This window comes from Actinomyces urogenitalis DSM 15434, assembly GCF_000159035.1.
Lineage (GTDB): Bacteria > Actinomycetota > Actinomycetes > Actinomycetales > Actinomycetaceae > Actinomyces > Actinomyces urogenitalis.
Genome location: NZ_DS999574.1, coordinates 96435 through 113669 on the forward strand (window position 1 = coordinate 96435; position 17235 = coordinate 113669).

Below are 17235 nucleotides of genomic sequence, written 5' to 3' on the forward strand. Positions count from 1 at the left end.
TCAGTGACCCTGAGCTGAGTGGCCCCGGCACTGATGGCTGACAGCGCGAGCGCCAGCACGATGATGACCGACGGCAGGACCACGGCGGTCTCCGCCGTCACCATGCCGGTCTCGCTGCTGCTGCGAGCAGGACGCCTGCCCGCCCGACGTCGTCGTCGCATGGCGGCCTCAGCCCACGGACAGGGCGGACTCGATGAGTCCCTGCAGGACTCCTCGCAGGGAGCCCGAGCGCATGATGGCGAGCAGGAGCCCGGCGAAGGCAGCGGCTGACAGCGTGCCGATGGCGTACTCGGCCGTGGCCATGCCGGCCTCGTTGCCTGGGTCGTTCTCACCGGTTCCGCCCGCGCAGGAGGCGGTCGACAGTGAGGTGGCTCGGCTCAGAGCAGCGCGTCTGGCTGCTGCCCGTGCTCCTAGCGACCAGCGCAGGCTCAGTGCGCGGGTCATCGTTCGAATGATGGTGGCGTGCATGGTGTCCTCCCTCAGGTGTGCGCGGACGTCTTGTCCGCATGCACCAGCCTGGAGGAGGCAGACCATCACTCGCACCTGGGCTCGTTGAGCCCTGTGGACGAGGGTGTCACGGGGGCCACCTGTGGAGCCCGAGCACCGTGGCCGCGGCACTGACCGCCCATGCCGGAGGCAGCGCCCTCGGACAGGTCCTTCGGAGAGCCCGCTTCACTCGCGGGCCTTGGTCGCTAGGCAGCGGGGTAGGCCACGAAGGCGAAGCGCGTGCCGTCCGGGGACCAGCTGTTGACATTCATCGTGCCCTGGCCGCCGAAGAGACGAACGAGTGTGCGCGGCCGTCCGCCCTGGACCTCCAGGAGCCACAGCTCGACCGGTAGGTCCGCCGGGTGGCTGACCGTCCCGCTGGGGTAGCTGAGGTAGACCAGCTGGGATCCGTCAGGACTGGGGTTGGGGGAACCAGTTGACACGGTCATCATCCGTCAGCTGCTCGCGCTCGCCGGTGTCCAGCCGCATGCGGAAGAGCTGGGCGTGCCCCGCGACCTGGGAGGCTTCCTCGGAGTTGTAGTACAACCAACCTCCGTCCGGGTGGTACTCGGGCCCGTCGTAGGCGTTGGGACCCGTGGTCAGCTGGGTCTGAGCGCCTCCAGCGGCTGGGATCGTGGCGAGGTTGCGCGCACCAAAGACGTCCTCGCCCCACGGCTCCACCGAGACGTAGGCCACCTGTTGCCCGTCCGGCGAGACGCCGTGGAGCCAGGAGGTGTACGGCTGGTCCTCGGGGTGGGTGTTGGAGATGCGCCGCGCCTGGCCGCCCTCGATGCCGACGGCGTCCAGGTGCCCCTCGGCGCTGAAGTAGATCGTGGTGCCGTCCGGAGAGATGACGTGGTCGTTGTTGACCCCACGCACCGCGCCGACCTCGATGGGCGTCAGGGCCCCGGACCCGTCCGCAGCGATGCTGAGCAGCCGCCCGCCACCGTTGACCACGAGCCTGGCACCGTCCCGGGTCCAGTTGGGAGCCTCAATAAGCTCCTTGCTCTCCAGGACCACCTGCTGGCTGCCTGTGCGCAGGTCATGGATCACCAACAGCGCCACCTGCCCGGGTTGGAGGGCATCACGCCCTGCTCCGCGTCCAGTCTCCAGGCCGTGGTGACAAGTCAGCGAGATCATGCACCGATCCTGTCACGTCTGCCAGGCGCAGACGCAGGAACAACAGACGCCCGCACCCACCTCAGCCGAGCAGGGCGCGAATCTCCTCGGCGGTCAGGCGTGCCCGGCTCAGGGTCTGCCCGGCGCCCGTCGCGCCAGCCTGGCCGCGCTCGCCAGCTCCTGTCTCACCATGTCCGGGCTGTCCGAGCTCCGCCGAGCCTTCAACCACCTTGGCGAAAAGACCGGCCTTCTTCTCCTTCAAAGCCATAACCTTGTCCTCGATCGTGTCTGCTGCCACCATCCGGTAGACCATGACGGGCTTGTCCTGACCGATGCGGTGGGCCCGGTCCACCGCCTGCTCCTCGGCCTGCGGGTTCCACCACGGGTCCAGGAGGAAGACGTAGTCCGCCTCAGTCAGGGTCAGTCCGAATCCTCCGGCCTTGAGGGAGATGAGGAAGACGTCAGCCTCCCCGTCACGGAACTGGGCGACGACCCTCTGACGGTCACTCGTCCCACCGTCTAGGTAGAGGGTGCGCAGCCCTGCCGCTTCCAGCTCCTCGCGCACCGAGCTCAGGTAACGAGTGAACTGGCTGAAGACGAGAGCCCGGTGTCCTTCCGCCACGATTGGCACGAGGGTGTCACGCAGCATCTCCACCTTGGCGCTCGGTCTGGGCCGGCGTCCGCCCTGACGCACCGCCCGCTCGTGCCCGGCAGCCGGATCAGCATCGTCCTGCGCTCCCTCCTCCGCGGCTGGTACCAGCGCAGGATCCAGTGCCATCTGGCGCAGGATGGTCAACGACCTCAGGGCCGAGAAACGGGCCTGTGCGGTGTCATCCTCCAGCAGCCCCATCACCTTCTGGCGCTCGCGGATGAGACGGGCCTCGTAGGCACGGCGGTGGGAAGGGCTGAGCTCGACTCGCAGGATCTGCTCGCTCTTGTCCGGGAGGTCGTGGGCCACCTCCTCCTTGGTGCGACGCAGCATGAAGGGATGCATCCGGCTGCGCAGGGCCTGGAGCCGGTCCCGCCCCTGCTGCCCGCCGCGGTCGATCGGGCGCTTGTAGAGCTCTTTGAAACGCTGCGGTCCTGGGAGCAGCCCGGGCGCGCTCACGCTCAGCAGGCTCCACAGGTCCATGAGCGAGTTCTCCAGCGGGGTGCCCGTGATCGCGAGAGTTGAGGGAGCTCGTAGCCGGCGCGCAGCCTTGTAGGTGGCTGAGGTGTGGTTCTTGATGAACTGGGCCTCGTCCAGAACCACCCACGACCACTCGACCTGCGCCAGGTCCTCCTCATCGAGCCGCATGAGGGTGTAGCTGGTGACCAGGACGTCTGCCTGCGCCGCCTCCTGGGCCATGGAGGTGCCACGCTTGGCGGAGGTACGCCGCACCTCACGCACGCGCAGCCCCGGACAGAACTGTGCTGCCTGCTCCGCCCAGGCCCCGATGACGGAGGTAGGGGCGACCACGAGGACCGGAGCCGTCAGCCCGCCGGGCTCCTCCGCCATCTTCTGGATCTCGGCGAGGACCTGGACGGTCTTGCCGAGCCCCATGTCATCGGCGAGCACACCACCGAGCCCTGCTCCCCGCAGCAGGTGCAGCCAGCGGTAGCCCTCCAGCTGGTACGGACGCAGCTCGGCCTGGAGACCGAGCGGTGGGTCCACGTCCACCAGCTCCGAGGCCACCAGGCCACGCCCGTCAGCCTGCCGCTGCCCGTCCTCCGGCTCGCGCCCAGCCTCCTGCCGCATCCCCAGCAAGCGGTCCACGCTGTCCTGCCAGCGCTTGGCAGACTCCTCCACGACGCCCAGCGCAACCAGCTCGGAGTAGTACCCCGCCTGGAAGGCCGTGACCCGCATCTGACCCGGGTCCTTGGCATGAGGCTCCACCAGGTCTCGCCCCTCCTCCATGAGGGCTGCCAGGCGGTGAACCTCAGGCCGGTCAGTGTCCACCCACGCGCCCGAGTCCAGGAGCACCTGCTCCTGTCCGGCCGCCACCGCGGCGATGAGCCGCTCCAGCGGCACCTCCTCCTCACCCACGCGAACGCGCACGCGCAGGGAGAACCAGTCAGGACGGTCCTCGTCCTCGGTGACACAGGTGGCGACGACCAGCTCCTGGCCTGCCTCACGGTAATCCGGAACCTCCCCCAGGATCTCCAGCTCCATGGGCTCCAGCTGCCGCAGCTCCGGCACCGTCCAGGCCATGAAGCGCGCCGTGCGTATCCCGCGCATCGTCTGGCGGTGCCACAAGATGCCATGATCGCGAACCAGGGGCATGAGGGCATTGAAGACCTCCCAGGCCAGGCGCTGCTCCGCCTGCAGGTCTCGCGGTACCTGGCGCTGGCCCGCGGGCTGCGTCACGGGCTCCGGCTCCAGCACCTCATCCGGAGGTCTCCGGCCCAGGCCAGGTTCCTCAGGCAGGCCCCAGGGGTCCTGCCCGGATAGGTCACCACCCCAGGCCGTGACAGAGTCATCCGTGAAGCCGTCATCAAGGCGCTCGGGGCGCAGGTCCCCCAGCACCACCTCACGACGCACCGCACCCGCCTCATCGACGTAGCGCATGAGCCAGCGGGTGGAGGCCTCGTGCCTGGCTCCCTCAACGTGCACCTGGAGCACGGCCCGCAGCTGGGTCGGCTCGGGAACAGCCACTCCTTCATCCAGCGCCAGCACCGGCACAGCCCGCATGAGCTGCTCCAGGTGCTCCGCCTCGAAGCGAGGGACATCCGGCGCCGGGATGAGGATGCGGTACGCCGGGTCAGCCAGGAGCCGGCGTACCGCATTAGAGGGCTCGGGCTCAATCGGCATGAGCAGCAGCTCACCGCCGGGCTTGTAGGCGTAGAAGGCATGGACCGCTGGAGCCCCAATCGGCTGGAAGTCCACCGCCGGCTCATCCAGCGGCACCAGGTTCTGCTCCTCCTGGCTCAACCGCAGCTCGGTCACCTGCTCGGTGCCCAGCGCCGGCTGGATCCGCACGGCGCCGTCGGACTCCTTGAGGATGGCGGCCCCAGCCCTCAGGCCGGAGGCGATGATCACCGCAGCCCCGTTCCGCTGCGCGGTAGTCAGCGTCAGCCCCGCCTCGCTCCCGCGACGCAGCACCTTCCAGACCCGTGCCGGCATTTCGTTGAGGCTGACCCGGTCATCAGCGTAGTAGAAGCTGCGCCGAGCCATGCCCGCAAGCTCATGAAGCACCTCCAGGACCTGCGGGTCCACCTCACCGGCCAGTGCTCCGCCCAGCACCTGGGTCCAGGAAGCACCCTGACGGTTCCACCCCCGTTTGCCCTCCACCAGCGGGACCAGGGTGAGCCGGTCGTAGTAGTCCGCGGACACCTCCAGCGCCATGCGCCGGTAGGAACGCGCCGGCACCCTGAGCAGGCTGGCCAGCTCCTCCTCCCAGCCGCCGGCCTCGTCCTGCAGCCGCAGCGCCAGCGCGCGTGATCGCAGCAGCAACGCCGTGCAGTGCTTGCAGTTGGCCCCAACCGGACAGGTGCAGGTCCCCGACCACAGGCCGCTCGCGCCAGTCTGCGGGGCGTAGACCATGGTCTGGTAGACCTGCGCCCCCGAGCCGCGCACACTCCCAGAGATAATCTCCCCGTTGGTCCCTGCCACCGAGACCGTGCGGACGTAGCCCTCCTCGGCGTAGCGCTGGCCACGCAGGAAGGTCCTCCCGCCGACGACGCTGATGATCTGCTCATCAGTGACCTCGGCAGGCCAGTCCGTGGGGCTCAGCTCGCGTGCCATGGCCTCAGACTAGGGAAGGGGTCTGACACTTATCGACGACGTCGAAGCCGGTCGTGCCACGAGGTCCGGCTGTGGACAACCGGCTCCTGACGCCCATCCTGACGCGCCTGGCGACGCATCTGGAGGGCGTCCTCCCGCAGCTGACGCACCTGGTCACGCTCCTGACGCCGCCGCTGACGCAGCAGGGCCCGGCGCACGGCGCGACGCTGCTGCGCCTCCTCGCGGTCAAGATTGCGCTGCAGGCGCATCTGCTCACGCCAGTGCACCCGCTCCGCCTCGATCTGGGCCAGTCGCACCGCCAGGTAGCGCGCCTCGGCGTCGGACAGCCTCCGGCCTCCCAGGCCCACGCTGCGTGGCGCCTCCTCCGGCTGCGTAGGCCATGCACCGGCGCGCCGGGTACCAGCAGCACCGCTCCCGGTGCCCTGACCGGCGCGACCCCCGCTGCTGGATGGGGAGGGAGCAGAGGAAGCCGAGTGCGCCGTCGTCAGCTCCAGTCCTGCCGGGCGACGCCGCTCGCTGACCGTCAGCTCCTGGTCTCCCGGCTGCAGGCCGGCGGAGTCGGCGATCTGTACCGGCCTGCCCTCGGCGTCCACCGGCCCCTGGGCCACCGACAGCGCCTCGACCGCCGGGGCGTGGTCACGTCGAGACCCGAGCGCCAGCCCCGCTGCCGGCATGATGAGGACGCTGGCCGCCCCTGCCAGCACAAGGGTGGAGGCGAAGGACTGCGTCATCGCCCCTGCACTGACGGCCGCCTGGGTGACAGCCACGATGATGGGCAAGGCGGTGGTGGAGTAGACCGCGATCTGCACGGACTGCCTCAAGGAGTAGGCCCGCGAGCCGTCATGACGCCGCTCCGCCCACGAGGCCAACCACACCGGCACCCCGCGCACCGCGACCAGCAGCACGAGGAAGGCACCCAGGTCCACCAGCGCCGAGGCGGACAGATCCAGCTCGATCGCCATGCCCGAGGTGACGAAGAAGATCGGCACGAAGAAGCCGTAGGCCAGGCCGTCCAGCTTCTCCTCTAGCTCGCGAGAGCCGCCTGGCACGGCGTAGCGCAGGATGAATCCGGCAGCGAAGGAGCCCAGCACCACGTCCAGCTCAAAGATCGCCGCCAGCGTGCACAGCCCCACCAGCAGCAGGACGGTCAGACGGATCGTCGTCTGAGCCGTCGTCGTGCCACCGATATGGATCGCCTCCACCAGCCGGCGCCCGGCACGCTTGACGTTGTCCGTAAACCGGATGATGAGCAGCGTGATGGCCAGGAAGGCCAGCAGGATCGCCAGCGAGGCCCAGGTCGAGCGCGAGCCGAGCAGCAGGGCCATGAGGATGATCGGGCCAACCTCGCCCACCGCCCCGTGGTTCAGGATCGCCGCGCCCACCGCGGTGGACAGCAACCCGCGCTCACGCAGGATCGGCAGGATCGTGCCGATCGCCGTCGAGGTCATGGCGATGGCGATGGCGATCCCGTTCACGCTCAGCGCCCCGCCGCTGACTCCGATCACCCAGACCGCGGCAAAGGCCAGGGCCAGTGAGCCGAGCCAGGCGACCATGGCGTGACGCCCGCCTGAACCACGCAGCTCGTTGACGTCGATCTCGTAGCCGGCCATGAGGAAGAGGAAGGCCAGCCCCAGCTCACGCAGGAAGTCGATCGAGGCGGTCGCGGTCGCGATCCCGAGCACGGCCGGGCCGATGAGCATCCCGCCGGCGATGAGCAGCACCGTCTCCGGCACGATGCGCCTAGGCACGACCCAGGACAGCAGGGGTGCGAAGAAGGCGACCACCACGATGCACAACAGGGACAAGAACGTCGTTCCCATCCGGGCTCCTTCCTGACAGGTGCGCTGACCAAGGGCAGGTGCGTGCCTGAGCGTAGCGGCCCCGGCGCGTCAGGCTCCCACCCGCGGCCACCAGATTCGCCATACCCACGCCCGCGCCGGTCTAGATTCGCCCCATGGCAGCACTTCTTGCTCGTCAGGTCGCCACCAACGAGCCTCCCACCCAGATGCCTCCCCGATCCTGGTCACTGACCTTGAGCCTGACGATGCTCGGGCTCTTCTCCGCCTGGTTCGGCCCGATCCAGGTACTGCTCGGCCTGCAGGCCTCCCAGGTCGCGCCAGGCCACAAGGAGGCCACGCTCTCCCTGGTCACAGGCCTCGGCGCCCTGGTCTCCACGCTCGGCAACCCCGTCTTTGGGGCCTTGTCTGACCGCACCACCAGCCGCTTCGGACGTCGCCTGCCGTGGATCGCCGGTGGCCTGGCTCTCGGCGCCGTCGGGCTCGTGGTGCTGGCCAGCGCCCGCGGCGTGGCCGGGATGGTGGTGGGATGGTGCCTGGTCCAGGCCTTCCTCAACGCCACCTTCGCCGCCCTCAACGCCTCGATCGCGGACCAGGTTCCTGTGGAGCGTCGGGGCCTGGTCTCCGGGCTTATCGGGGTGGCCCAGACCGCCGGGCTCGTGGCCGGAGCGGGACTGGCGGCCGCCGTCGGCTCCACCCGCACCGGCTACCTCGTCCTTGCGGTGCTCGTGGTGGCCCTCGGCCTGCCGCACGTACTGGGCGCCCGCGACCTGCGGCTGCCCGACGGCGCCCCTCGCCCCACGCTGCGTCATGTCATGGCCGGCTTCGTCCCGCCGCTGCGGCGCTACCCCGACTTCGGCTGGGCCTGGCTCACGCGATTCCTGGTCAACCTCGGCAACTCCACCGGGACGCTCTACCTGCTGTACTACCTCATGGACGCCGTCGGCATGGAGGCAGACAAGGCGACGACCGGGGTCTTCATCCTCACGGGCATCTACGCCCTGACCGTCTTCGGCTCCACGGTGATCGGCGGGGTGTGGTCAGACAAGGTGGGTCGGCGCAAGCCCTTCGTTATCGCCGCCTCGATCGTGACCGGCCTGGCCTCCCTGGACCTGGCCCTGACCCAGAACTGGGTGGGTGCCGTGGTTGGTGCGGTCATCCTCGGTATCGGCTTCGGGGCCTTCACCTCCGTGGACTTCGCCCTGGTCACCCAGGTGCTGCCGAGCTCGGGCGACGCCGCCCGCGACCTGGGCATCATCAACATCGCCTCCGCCGGAGCGCAGGTCCTGGCTCCCGTGCTCGCCGCCCCGGTGGTGACCCACCTGGGTGGTTACACGACCCTGTACGTCATGGCCGCCGTCGTCTGCCTGCTGGGAGCAGCCTGCGTGCTGCGCATCCGGAACGTGGCCTGAGCGCGAGAATAAGGCCATGGCTCGTCTCATGCCCTACGCCCCCGAACCCGCTGCGCTGACCCAGCTGGCGGACGGGACCATCAAGCAGATCAGTCCCTTCACAGGAACCGAGGTGTGGACGGTTCCTGGACGCGGCAACCGCCCGATCTCCCACCCGGTCCAGCAGGTACGTCCCCTCACCGAGCACGACCGCACCTCCTCGTGCGCCTTCTGCTGCGACCGCTACCTGGAGACTCCTCCGGAGAAGGAACGCGTGGTGGCCCGCGGCGGCGAGGCAGCCAGCGGCGGGGTGGCGCCGTCGGCCTTTGAGAGGCTGGACGGCGTGCCAGCCAGCCGGCTGTTCGATACCGTGGCCGAGTTCCGCCGCGTCCCCAATCTCTTTGAGATCCTCACCTTCGACTACTGGCACGCCAACCACGGCTACGAGGTTCCCGACGCCGCCCGCGAGCGCATGGAGGCCTACCTGGCCGAGCCCGAGGGAGCCGCGCACGTGGCCGCCGTGGCCCGCACCAAGCTGCGCGCCTCCGGCCAGGACCCAGAGCTCTGGGAGTCCATGGGCCCGGCCGAGCAGCGCCGTTATCTCGCCGCCTTCTTTGCCGGCGGTCACGACGTCATCGTCGCCCGCCGTCACTTCACTGACTCCGCCACCGACACCTCCGCACTGGCCGGTTCGGGGACGCTGACCCCCGCTGAGCACCGCGCCTACACGCGCCTGGCGGTGCACTCGGCGCAGTCCTTGTACGAGGCCAACCGGTGGGTGCGCTACGTCGCCGTCTTCCAGAACTGGCTGCGGCCGGCCGGCGCCTCTTTCGATCACCTGCACAAGCAGCTGGTGGGGATTGACGAGCGCGGGGTAGTCAATGAGCTGGAGCTGGCGCGCGTGCGGGCCAACCCCAACCTCTACAACGAGATGGGCGTGGACTATGCGGCCTATCACGGGCTGCTCGTGGCCTCCAACGAGCACGCCGTGGCCTTCGCCGGCTTCGGCCACCGTTACCCGAGCCTGGAGGTCTACTCCACCTCGGCCACCTGCGAGCCCTGGCTCATGAGCCGCGAGGAGGTCGACGCCGTGTCCGACCTCCTCCACGCGCTGCACGCGGCCACGGGCGCGGACGTGCCGAGCAACGAGGAGTGGCACCACAAGCCGCTGGACGTGGACCAGCCAATGCCGTGGCACGTGACGCTGAAGTGGAGGGTCTCCACGCTGGCTGGGTTTGAGGGCGGGACGAAGATCTACCTCAACACCATTGACCCGTGGAGCCTGCGCGAGCGGGTGGTCGCACGCCTGGAGGACCTGCGGGCCGACCGTCTCATCGCACCGATGGCAGTGGGCGACGAGTGCCCGACCACGCCGAACCGGCTCCTGTACAACCCGGTGCTCTCCCGCTGAGGCAGCCGCCTCGCCCTATCGGCATCAGAACCGTGGTTTCGCGCTCAGGAACGGTGCTGGGACGCAGCCCCAGGGACGTTCCTGAGCGCGAAACCACGTTCGTAAGGATCTCAGGGAGGAAGTCAGGGCTCAGAGCCCGAGCGCGCTGCGTTCCTCGGTGCCGACCCAGCCTGAGCGGCTCTCCAGGGCCCGGAACCAGCGAGCCAGAGCCGGCCAGAAGGAGATCGACGGCGCCTCGCCGCCCGGATACTCCTGCCGCCCGCCGTACTCGTAGGCCTGGACGGTCGTGAACAGGCGGATGTCGCTGCCGGTGGGCTGGTCACCGCACAGGTACTGACCCACCGCGACGACGGCGGACAGCGCCGGCCCGTCCTGCATGGTCAGGGCCGCCTCGCGCGAGGCCTCCATGTGGGTGGCGCGGGCAAGCAGGGTGTCAATGACGTCAAAGGCGACGAGGACTCCGTGGGCAGCGGCCTCCGCCTTGTCCGGGTCCGTGGAGTGGGTGGCCACACCGTGGCCGCGGTTGACGTGGTAGCCGACCCACTCGTCCCAGGCGTCGGTGGAGTTACGGCGGTTGATCGGATAGAGGTCGGGGGCGCCGGGCCGGTGCAGCTGCCACCAGGAGGTCGCGAGGTCGAACAGGAGGTTGCCGGAGTCGTCACACACGACCTGGCCGGTCGTTATGTCCACGAGGGCCGGGACCGTGGGAGGCGGCGTGTAGCCCGGGGTCGTGGCGTAGACCTCGGCCAGGGAGCGGGCATGGAGGAAGGGATCCGTGCCAGGCTCGCCGTCGCCGTCGGTCAGCTCCCAGAAGCCGTCCTCGCCGCGCCCGTAAGACCATGAGACGGGGATGGCATCGCTCAGACCCAGCAGGCGGCGGACAATAAGGACGCGGCGGCACCAGGGACAGGCACCGGAGGCAACCAGCCGGTAGCGCCCGGCCTCAGGGCGCAGGGTGCCCTCAATTCCCTTGTCTGAGAAGCGGTACGAGGTAGCGATACCCATGATGGTCCTCTCCGGTCAGGTTCGGATCAGCTCACGCAGGCTTGCAGGTGCAGGTGCAGGTGCAGCCTGGCAGGCCCTGCGTTCCATGGTCCCTGACCAGTCTGCCCCTGACCCGCGATTTTCCCGGAGGCGAAAGCCCGCCACCGACCACCTATGCTCCCACGGACCACGTATGCCGCGACCGACCACGGGATTCGCGCGAATCCCGTGGTCGGTCGGGGCGTTGGTGGTCGGTCAGCACACACGTGGTCGGCCAACACGCACGCGGTCCGTCGGCGCTCAGGCGGCTCGCAGCTCGCGACGCCGTGCCTGCACGTCAGGGTCAGGCACCGGCACCGCCGACACCAGACGCTGGGTGTACTCCTCCTGCGGACGAGCCAGCACCTGCTCGGTCACGCCCTCCTCCACCACGCGCCCGGCAGACAGGACCACCGTGCGCCGGGCCACCGAATCGACGACGGCCAGGTCGTGGGAGACAAAGAGGCAGGCAAACCCCAGCTCGACCTGAAGATCACGCAGCAGGTCCAGGACCACCGCCTGGACACTGACGTCCAGGGCGCTGGTGGGCTCATCAGCGATCACCAGGCGCGGGTCCAGCGCGAGCGCCCGGGCGATCGCCACACGCTGACGCTGACCACCGCTCATCTCATGCGGGTAGCGGTCCGCCATCGAGGCAGGCAGCCGCACCGCATCGAGCAGCTCCGCCACCCGCGCCCGGCGAGCCGCGGAGTCATAGCCACCGTGGACCACCAGCGGCTCGGCAATCGAGGATCCCACCGTGCGCCGCGGGTTCAAGGACGAGGCCGGGTTCTGGTAGACGACGCCGGTCGCACGCCGAGCCGGCAGCAGGTCACGCCGCCGCGCCCCAGCCACCTCGACGCCGCACACACGCACCGAGCCCGACGCCACCGGCACCAGCCCGGTCAAGGTCCCGGCGATGGTGGACTTGCCCGAGCCGGACTCGCCCACGAGCCCGAGGACCTCACCAGCGCTGATGCTCAGGCTCACGCCGCGCACCGCGTGGACCGAGCGCCGGCCGTTGCGGTAGACGACGTCGAGGTCCTTGATGACCACGACGTCCTCCTGGTCCGGATCCGTGGGCACGCTCTCACGCACCACGGCCTCAAAGGGGTTCTCCTGGCGCAGGGAGTCCAGGCGAGGCACCGCCGCCAACAGCTCGCGGGTGTAGGGGTGAGTGGGGGCGTGGAAGATCTCGCGCACGGCTCCGCGCTCCACGATCCGCCCCTGACGCATGACGGCGACGTCGTCCGCCACGTCAGCCACCACCGCCATGTCATGGGTAATGAGCAGGATGGCGACGCCACGCTCGGTCAGGGAACGCAACAGGGCCAGGATCCCGGCCTGGACCGTGACGTCCAGGGCGGTTGTGGGCTCATCGGCGATGAGGACCGGCGGGTCGCAGGCCATCGCCAGAGCGATGCAGGCACGCTGGAGCTGTCCGCCGGAGAGCTGGTGGGGGTAGGAGCGAGCAATGCGCTCAGCCTGCTCACCCTCGCCCAGTCCCGCCAGGGCCAGCAGGTCCAGGACCCGCGCGTGAAGCTCACGCCGCGGCCGACGGCGGTGGCGGGATTCGTGGGCGCGCACAGCCTCACCCACCTGGGAGGCGATGGTCTCCAGCGGGTCCAGCGCCGTCGTCGGCTCCTGGAAGATCATGCCGGCCAGGCGACCTCGCACGTCATCCAGGACGCCGCGCGAGGCACCCACGAGCTCAACGGACTGGGAGCCGTCGCGTAGCAGTGCGCTGCCCGTGACGGTGGCGGTGGAGGGGAGGAGACCCAGGGCACCCATCGCCGTGACCGACTTGCCCGAGCCGGACTCACCCACCAGGGCGAGCACGCGTCCGGGCACGAGGTCGAGGTCGACCTCGGTACTGGCGGGCACTGGGCTGCCCGCAAAGGTCACGCCGAAGCCCCGTAGGGACAGGGCCGGCGCCGCCTGACCGGCCGTGGCCGATCCGGGCATCGACGCCGCAGCGGCGCCCTGGGTCTCCTCCGCGGTCATCAGGCGCTCACCCCGACGGTGAGGTAGCTCGGGTAGGCCGGGTAGGACTCCACGGAGAAGCCCGTCACGCCCGATCCGGCCAGGAAGGAGTTGCGACGGTTAGCCAGAGGAACGATCGGCACGTCAGCCGCGATCTTCTTGTCCAGCTCGACCCACTGGGCCTGGGCGTCAGCAGTGTCGAGGGTGCCCAGGGCCTTCTCGATCGCCGCGTCCACCTCAGCGTTGGAATAACGGCCGAGGTTGTAGCCGCCGTTGCCGATCTCCGAGGAGGCGAAGAGCGGCTGGATGTAGGCGCCGGCCGAGGGGAAGTCGGCGTTCCACGAGCCGATGACGAGGTCGTAGGTCGAGCCGTCACCGCGCGAGGCCCGCTCGGAGTAGGTCTCGGCCTCCACCGGGTCAATGGTGACCTTGAGACCGGCCTCGGTCAGGGACTGCGCCACTGCCTCGGCCACGGCCTGGTAGGCCGCCGAGTTGGCGGTGAGCAGGACCAGGCTCGGCACGTCCTTGGAGGCGAAGGTGGCCTTGGCCGCCTCGACGTCCGCGGCCACGCCCTCGTAGTCCTCGCGCCCGGGGATACCGGGGGCGATGATGGTCGTGGCCGCCTCGGCGCCAAGCTCGCCACCCAGGGCGGAGACTACGGTGGCCTTGTCAATGGCCTGGGCGATCGCCGTGCGCACCTCCAGGTCGCTCACGCGCTCGGTGTTGATCGCCAGGTACATCAGCGGGCCGCCCTCAGGGGTGGTGGCCAGGCGGGCCTTGGCGTCGGCGTTGCCGGAGACCTGAGCGAGCTGGGCCGCGGCCACCAGGTCCGCGCCGAAGGCGTTGGCGTCATCGCCCGAGGAAGCGATGAGGCGCTGGGTGGCCGTGGACTCGTCCTGGCTCAGCTCAAAGACGATGGTGTCAGGCAGGGCCAGGCGGATGTCGTCCGTGTCAGCCGACCACTTCTCGTTGCGCTCCAGTGTCGCCGAGACGCCGGTGGAGTACTCGGCCACGCGGTAGGGGCCGGAGGCCACAGGCGTGCGCGCGTAGGTGGAGGGGTCATCCTTGTCCTCGGGCACCGGGGAGAAGGCGGGCTGGGCCACGATCCAGGGCCAGTCGCCGTAGGCCTGCTTGAGGTGGAAGATGATCGTCTTGTCATCCGGGGTCTCGATGGAGTCCAGGTGGGATCCCTCGTAGGGGCCCTCGTAGCCCTCGGCGTCAGCCAGCAGTGCCTTGTGGTAGGTCAGGCCCCCGGCCAGCGAGGCCGCGAAGGTGCGCTCCAGGCCGTACTTGATGTGGGCGCTGGTGATCGCGGTGCCATCCTCGAAGGCCAGGCCGTCCTTGAGGGTGTAGGTCCAGGACAGGCCGTCCTCGCTCACGGTGCCGGTGTCGGTGGCCAGGTCAGGCACCACCTCGGCGTCCTTGCCCTCGGCCAGCTTCCAGGTGGTCAGGCGGCGGTGGACCAGGCCCAGGGAGGTCATCGGCATCGACTGGCTCTTGGCGGGGTCCCAGTTGATGTCAGTGGAGGAGGTGAGGATGCGCAGCGTGCCGCCGGCGGTGGCCGTGGCCGCACCGCTGGCGCCCGAGCCGGAGGCAGAACGCTCGTTGGCCCCGCAGGCGGCGAGCGTCAGGGCGAGGGCGGACATGCCCGCGCCGGCAAGGAGGTTGCGACGGCTGAGGGTGAAGGTTCGTGCCATGGTGATGCTCTTTTCCTACGGGGTGCGCAGCCCGCGGGCGCGGGCGCGTGTTCTCTGTGGTCCCGGCCCGCAGGCCGGGGGCTTGTGGTCCGACGGCGGGGCCCGCCGTCGGGAGCGGGCTCGGCTGAGCCCGCGGCCGGGCCCGGTCGGCCCGGCTGCGACGTCGTCGTCCTCAGACCCGAGGGTCGATGAGGGCGGCGAAGGCGTCGACGAGAAGGTTGGCGATGATGACGAAGGCGGCGGCCACGAGCGTGACCCCCATGACCACGGGCACGTCGACCGTGCCCACGGCGTCCATGAGCAGGGCGCCCAGGCCCTGCATGGAGAAGACCCGTTCGGTGATGACCGCCCCGCCCAGCATGGACCCCAGGTCCAAGGCGAAGTAGGTGACCACCGGCAGGGAGATGTTGCGCATGACGTGCCGACCGATGACCCGCTTCTCAGGCAGCCCCACTGCCCGGGCGGTGCGCACGTAGTCCTCGCCCATGTTCTCCAGCATCTCGCCACGCACCATGCGGGCGTAGATCGCGGCGGAGATCAGCGCCAGCACCGTCCAGGGCAGGATGAGGTGCCAGGCCCAGTCCACGGGGCTCTGGCTCAGCGGCACGTAGCCGGAGACCGGGACCATGTCCAGGGTGAAGCCGAACAGGAGGATCCCCAGCAGCCCCAGAAGGTAGGAGGGGGCCGAGACACCGAAGACCGTGCCCGTCATGATGAAGCGATCCAGGCGCGAGCCGCGGCGCAGCGCCGAGATCACTCCCGCGCCCACACCCACGATGAGCCACAGGATCGCGGCACCGACCGCGATCGAGGCGGTCACCGGGAGCCGGGAGACCACGAGGTCGGTCACGGGCGTGGACAGGCGGAAGGAGTAGCCCAGGCAGGGGGCCGAGCAGACCACGGCGCTGGCGCCCTGGCCGAAGGTACGGCCCTGAACGATGCCCACGAGGTAGTGCCAGAACTGGGTGTACCAGGGCTGGTCATAGCCCATGAACTCGCGCGCCCGCTGGAGGTTGTCCGGGGTGCAGGGCTTGCCGCAGGCCAGCCCCGCCGGGTCGGAGGGCCACAGGGAGAAGATCGCGAAGGTAATGAAGGCGATGATGATGAGGACCAGGAGCGTCTGGACCAGACGCGAGGCCAGGAAGCGCAGTCGGTTCATCGGTTCTCACCGGTCCTGGGGTCGAGGGCGTCGCGCAGCCCGTCACCAAAGAGGTTGAAAGCCAGGGTGACCAGGAACAGGGCGGCGCCGGGGAAGAGCAGGTACCACGGGTCCGTGCTCACCCAGGTCACGGCGTTGCCGATGGACCGTCCCCAGGACGGGGTCGGCGGGGCCACGCCCACGCCCAGGAAGGACAGGGCGGCCTCGGCGGTGATCTTGCCGGGGATCGCGATCGTGGTGAAGACGATGATGGTGGCCACGAGGTTGGGCAGGACCTGGGTGATCAGGACGTGGCCCTGGGAGGCTCCCATGGCGCGCGAGGCGCCCACGAAGGTGCGTCCTCGCAGGGCGAGCGTGCGGCTGCGCAGGACGCGCGCGGTCGAGGGCCACCCCAGGATCCCGATGATGAGGATCATGACAAGCACGCGCGGGGCGGTGGCCGGGATGATCGCCGAGATCGCGATCATGAAGACCAGGTGCGGGAAGCCCAGGGTCACGTCCGTCAGCCGGGAGACCAGCACGTCCCACCAGCCTCCGAAGTAGCCGGCGCTCAGCCCCAGCGCGATGGCAATGACCATGGACAGGACCGTGGCCCCCATGCCGATGGAGAAGGAGGTGCGGGTGCCCTCGATGACGACGGCGAACAGGTCGCGTCCGGTCTGGGGCTCCACGCCGAAGGGGTGTGCGGCACTGATACCGCCGAAGCTGCCCAGCGGCAGACCGGAGCCGTCCAGGGCGTCAAGGTCGTAGGTGTAGGGGTCCACGCCCACGACCTTGGTGATCAGGGGCGCGAAGACGGCGATCAGGGTGGTCAGTGCGACGATGACGGCGCCGAAGACGGCGCTCTTGTCCTTGCGCAGGCGACGCAGCACGTAGCGCCACCCTGTGGGGCGCTCACCCACCCGGTCCACGTCCGCGGCCGCGGGGGTCGCCAGTTCGCCAGCGGTGGTCTGCTCACTGGGGGTGGCGTTGTTCTGGGTGTCCTGGGAGGACAGGGGCACGGGGGCACCTCACGGGGTCTTGCGAGCGCGGGAGCGCTCTGGCGAATGGGTGTGAAGCCGTCGTCAACGACAGCAGCAACAACACATTCGCTTGGTCATGCGACCGCGACCTCTCCGTAGGCAGGCGACGCCGGTTGCGGCGCCGTGATGACTGGGCAAGACGCTAGCAGCGTCCACGGTGGTTGACGAGTCAGGTTCTTGTTTAGAGACGAGGCTCTCAGGCCGACTCGACCCCGAGGAAGCTGGCGACCTGCGCCGAGCCGGGGTGACGACGCAGCTCGTGCATCGGCCCGCTGGCCAGCAGGTGGCCAGCATCCATGACTCCCACGCGGTCAGCCACCGTGGCCGCCTCAGCATGGTCGTGGGTGACATACAGGGCCGTGGTGCCCTGGTCGGCGAGGATCCGCCGCAGGTCCACGGCCAGCTGCTCGCGCATGGCACGGTC

Annotated in this window: 12 protein-coding genes and 1 pseudogene; 2 read left to right on the forward strand and 11 right to left on the reverse strand. The window is 69.6% G+C overall.

Annotated elements, in window-relative coordinates:
• Positions 1-168 precede the first annotated feature (168 nt).
• From HMPREF0058_RS00370 to HMPREF0058_RS11600, 5 genes are all read right to left on the reverse strand, one after another.
• On the reverse strand, positions 169-444 hold the full coding sequence (locus HMPREF0058_RS00370) for a DUF4244 domain-containing protein (RefSeq protein ID WP_229083281.1): 276 nt from the start codon (positions 442-444) through the stop codon (positions 169-171).
• 248 nt (positions 445-692) lie between these two features.
• Positions 693-929 carry a TolB family protein gene (locus HMPREF0058_RS12930; protein ID WP_006547655.1) on the reverse strand — a complete coding sequence of 79 codons (237 nt, stop codon included), beginning with the start codon at positions 927-929 and terminating at the stop codon, positions 693-695.
• On the reverse strand, positions 898-1626 hold the full coding sequence (locus tag HMPREF0058_RS00375; protein WP_006547656.1) for a TolB-like translocation protein: 729 nt from the start codon (positions 1624-1626) through the stop codon (positions 898-900). The genes HMPREF0058_RS12930 and HMPREF0058_RS00375 overlap by 32 nt, the downstream gene beginning before the upstream one ends.
• Before the next feature lie 61 nt (positions 1627-1687).
• Positions 1688-5329 carry a DEAD/DEAH box helicase gene (locus HMPREF0058_RS00380; protein ID WP_006547657.1) on the reverse strand — a complete coding sequence of 1214 codons (3642 nt, stop codon included), beginning with the start codon at positions 5327-5329 and terminating at the stop codon, positions 1688-1690.
• Positions 5330-5358: 29 nt separating this feature from the next.
• Positions 5359-7149: a cation:proton antiporter gene (locus tag HMPREF0058_RS11600; RefSeq protein WP_006547658.1), complete on the reverse strand. Its 1791-nt coding sequence runs from the start codon at positions 7147-7149 to the stop codon at positions 5359-5361.
• Between the two features lie 134 nt (positions 7150-7283).
• On the opposite strand from HMPREF0058_RS11600, the gene HMPREF0058_RS00390 reads away from it, so the two are divergent.
• Together HMPREF0058_RS00390 and HMPREF0058_RS00395 are read left to right on the forward strand one after the other, a co-directional pair.
• Positions 7284-8537 carry an MFS transporter gene (locus HMPREF0058_RS00390; RefSeq protein ID WP_141560434.1) on the forward strand — a complete coding sequence of 418 codons (1254 nt, stop codon included), beginning with the start codon at positions 7284-7286 and terminating at the stop codon, positions 8535-8537.
• Positions 8538-8553: 16 nt separating this feature from the next.
• The gene (locus HMPREF0058_RS00395; RefSeq protein ID WP_006547660.1) at positions 8554-9927 is read left to right on the forward strand and encodes a DUF4921 family protein; all 1374 of its coding nucleotides are present in this window, start codon (positions 8554-8556) and stop codon (positions 9925-9927) included.
• 129 nt (positions 9928-10056) lie between these two features.
• Here HMPREF0058_RS00395 and HMPREF0058_RS00400 read toward each other — a convergent pair whose 3' ends face one another.
• The 6 genes and pseudogenes from HMPREF0058_RS00400 to HMPREF0058_RS13075 all read right to left on the reverse strand — a co-directional run.
• Entirely contained in the window at positions 10057-10932 is an 876-nt protein-coding gene (locus HMPREF0058_RS00400; RefSeq protein ID WP_006547661.1) for a glutathione S-transferase C-terminal domain-containing protein, read from the reverse strand.
• A gap of 279 nt (positions 10933-11211) precedes the next feature.
• The gene (locus HMPREF0058_RS00405) at positions 11212-12954 is read right to left on the reverse strand and encodes a dipeptide ABC transporter ATP-binding protein (protein ID WP_006547662.1); all 1743 of its coding nucleotides are present in this window, start codon (positions 12952-12954) and stop codon (positions 11212-11214) included.
• The gene (locus HMPREF0058_RS00410) at positions 12954-14630 is read right to left on the reverse strand and encodes an ABC transporter substrate-binding protein (protein WP_006547663.1); all 1677 of its coding nucleotides are present in this window, start codon (positions 14628-14630) and stop codon (positions 12954-12956) included. Before HMPREF0058_RS00410 ends, HMPREF0058_RS00405 begins: the two co-directional genes overlap by 1 nt.
• Positions 14631-14802: 172 nt before the next feature.
• The gene (locus HMPREF0058_RS00415) at positions 14803-15789 is read right to left on the reverse strand and encodes an ABC transporter permease (protein ID WP_006547664.1); all 987 of its coding nucleotides are present in this window, start codon (positions 15787-15789) and stop codon (positions 14803-14805) included.
• Entirely contained in the window at positions 15786-16790 is a 1005-nt protein-coding gene (locus HMPREF0058_RS00420) for an ABC transporter permease (protein WP_006547665.1), read from the reverse strand. The genes HMPREF0058_RS00415 and HMPREF0058_RS00420 overlap by 4 nt, the downstream gene beginning before the upstream one ends.
• A gap of 217 nt (positions 16791-17007) precedes the next feature.
• Positions 17008-17235: pseudogene (locus tag HMPREF0058_RS13075) on the reverse strand (ABC transporter ATP-binding protein); the annotation flags it as partial.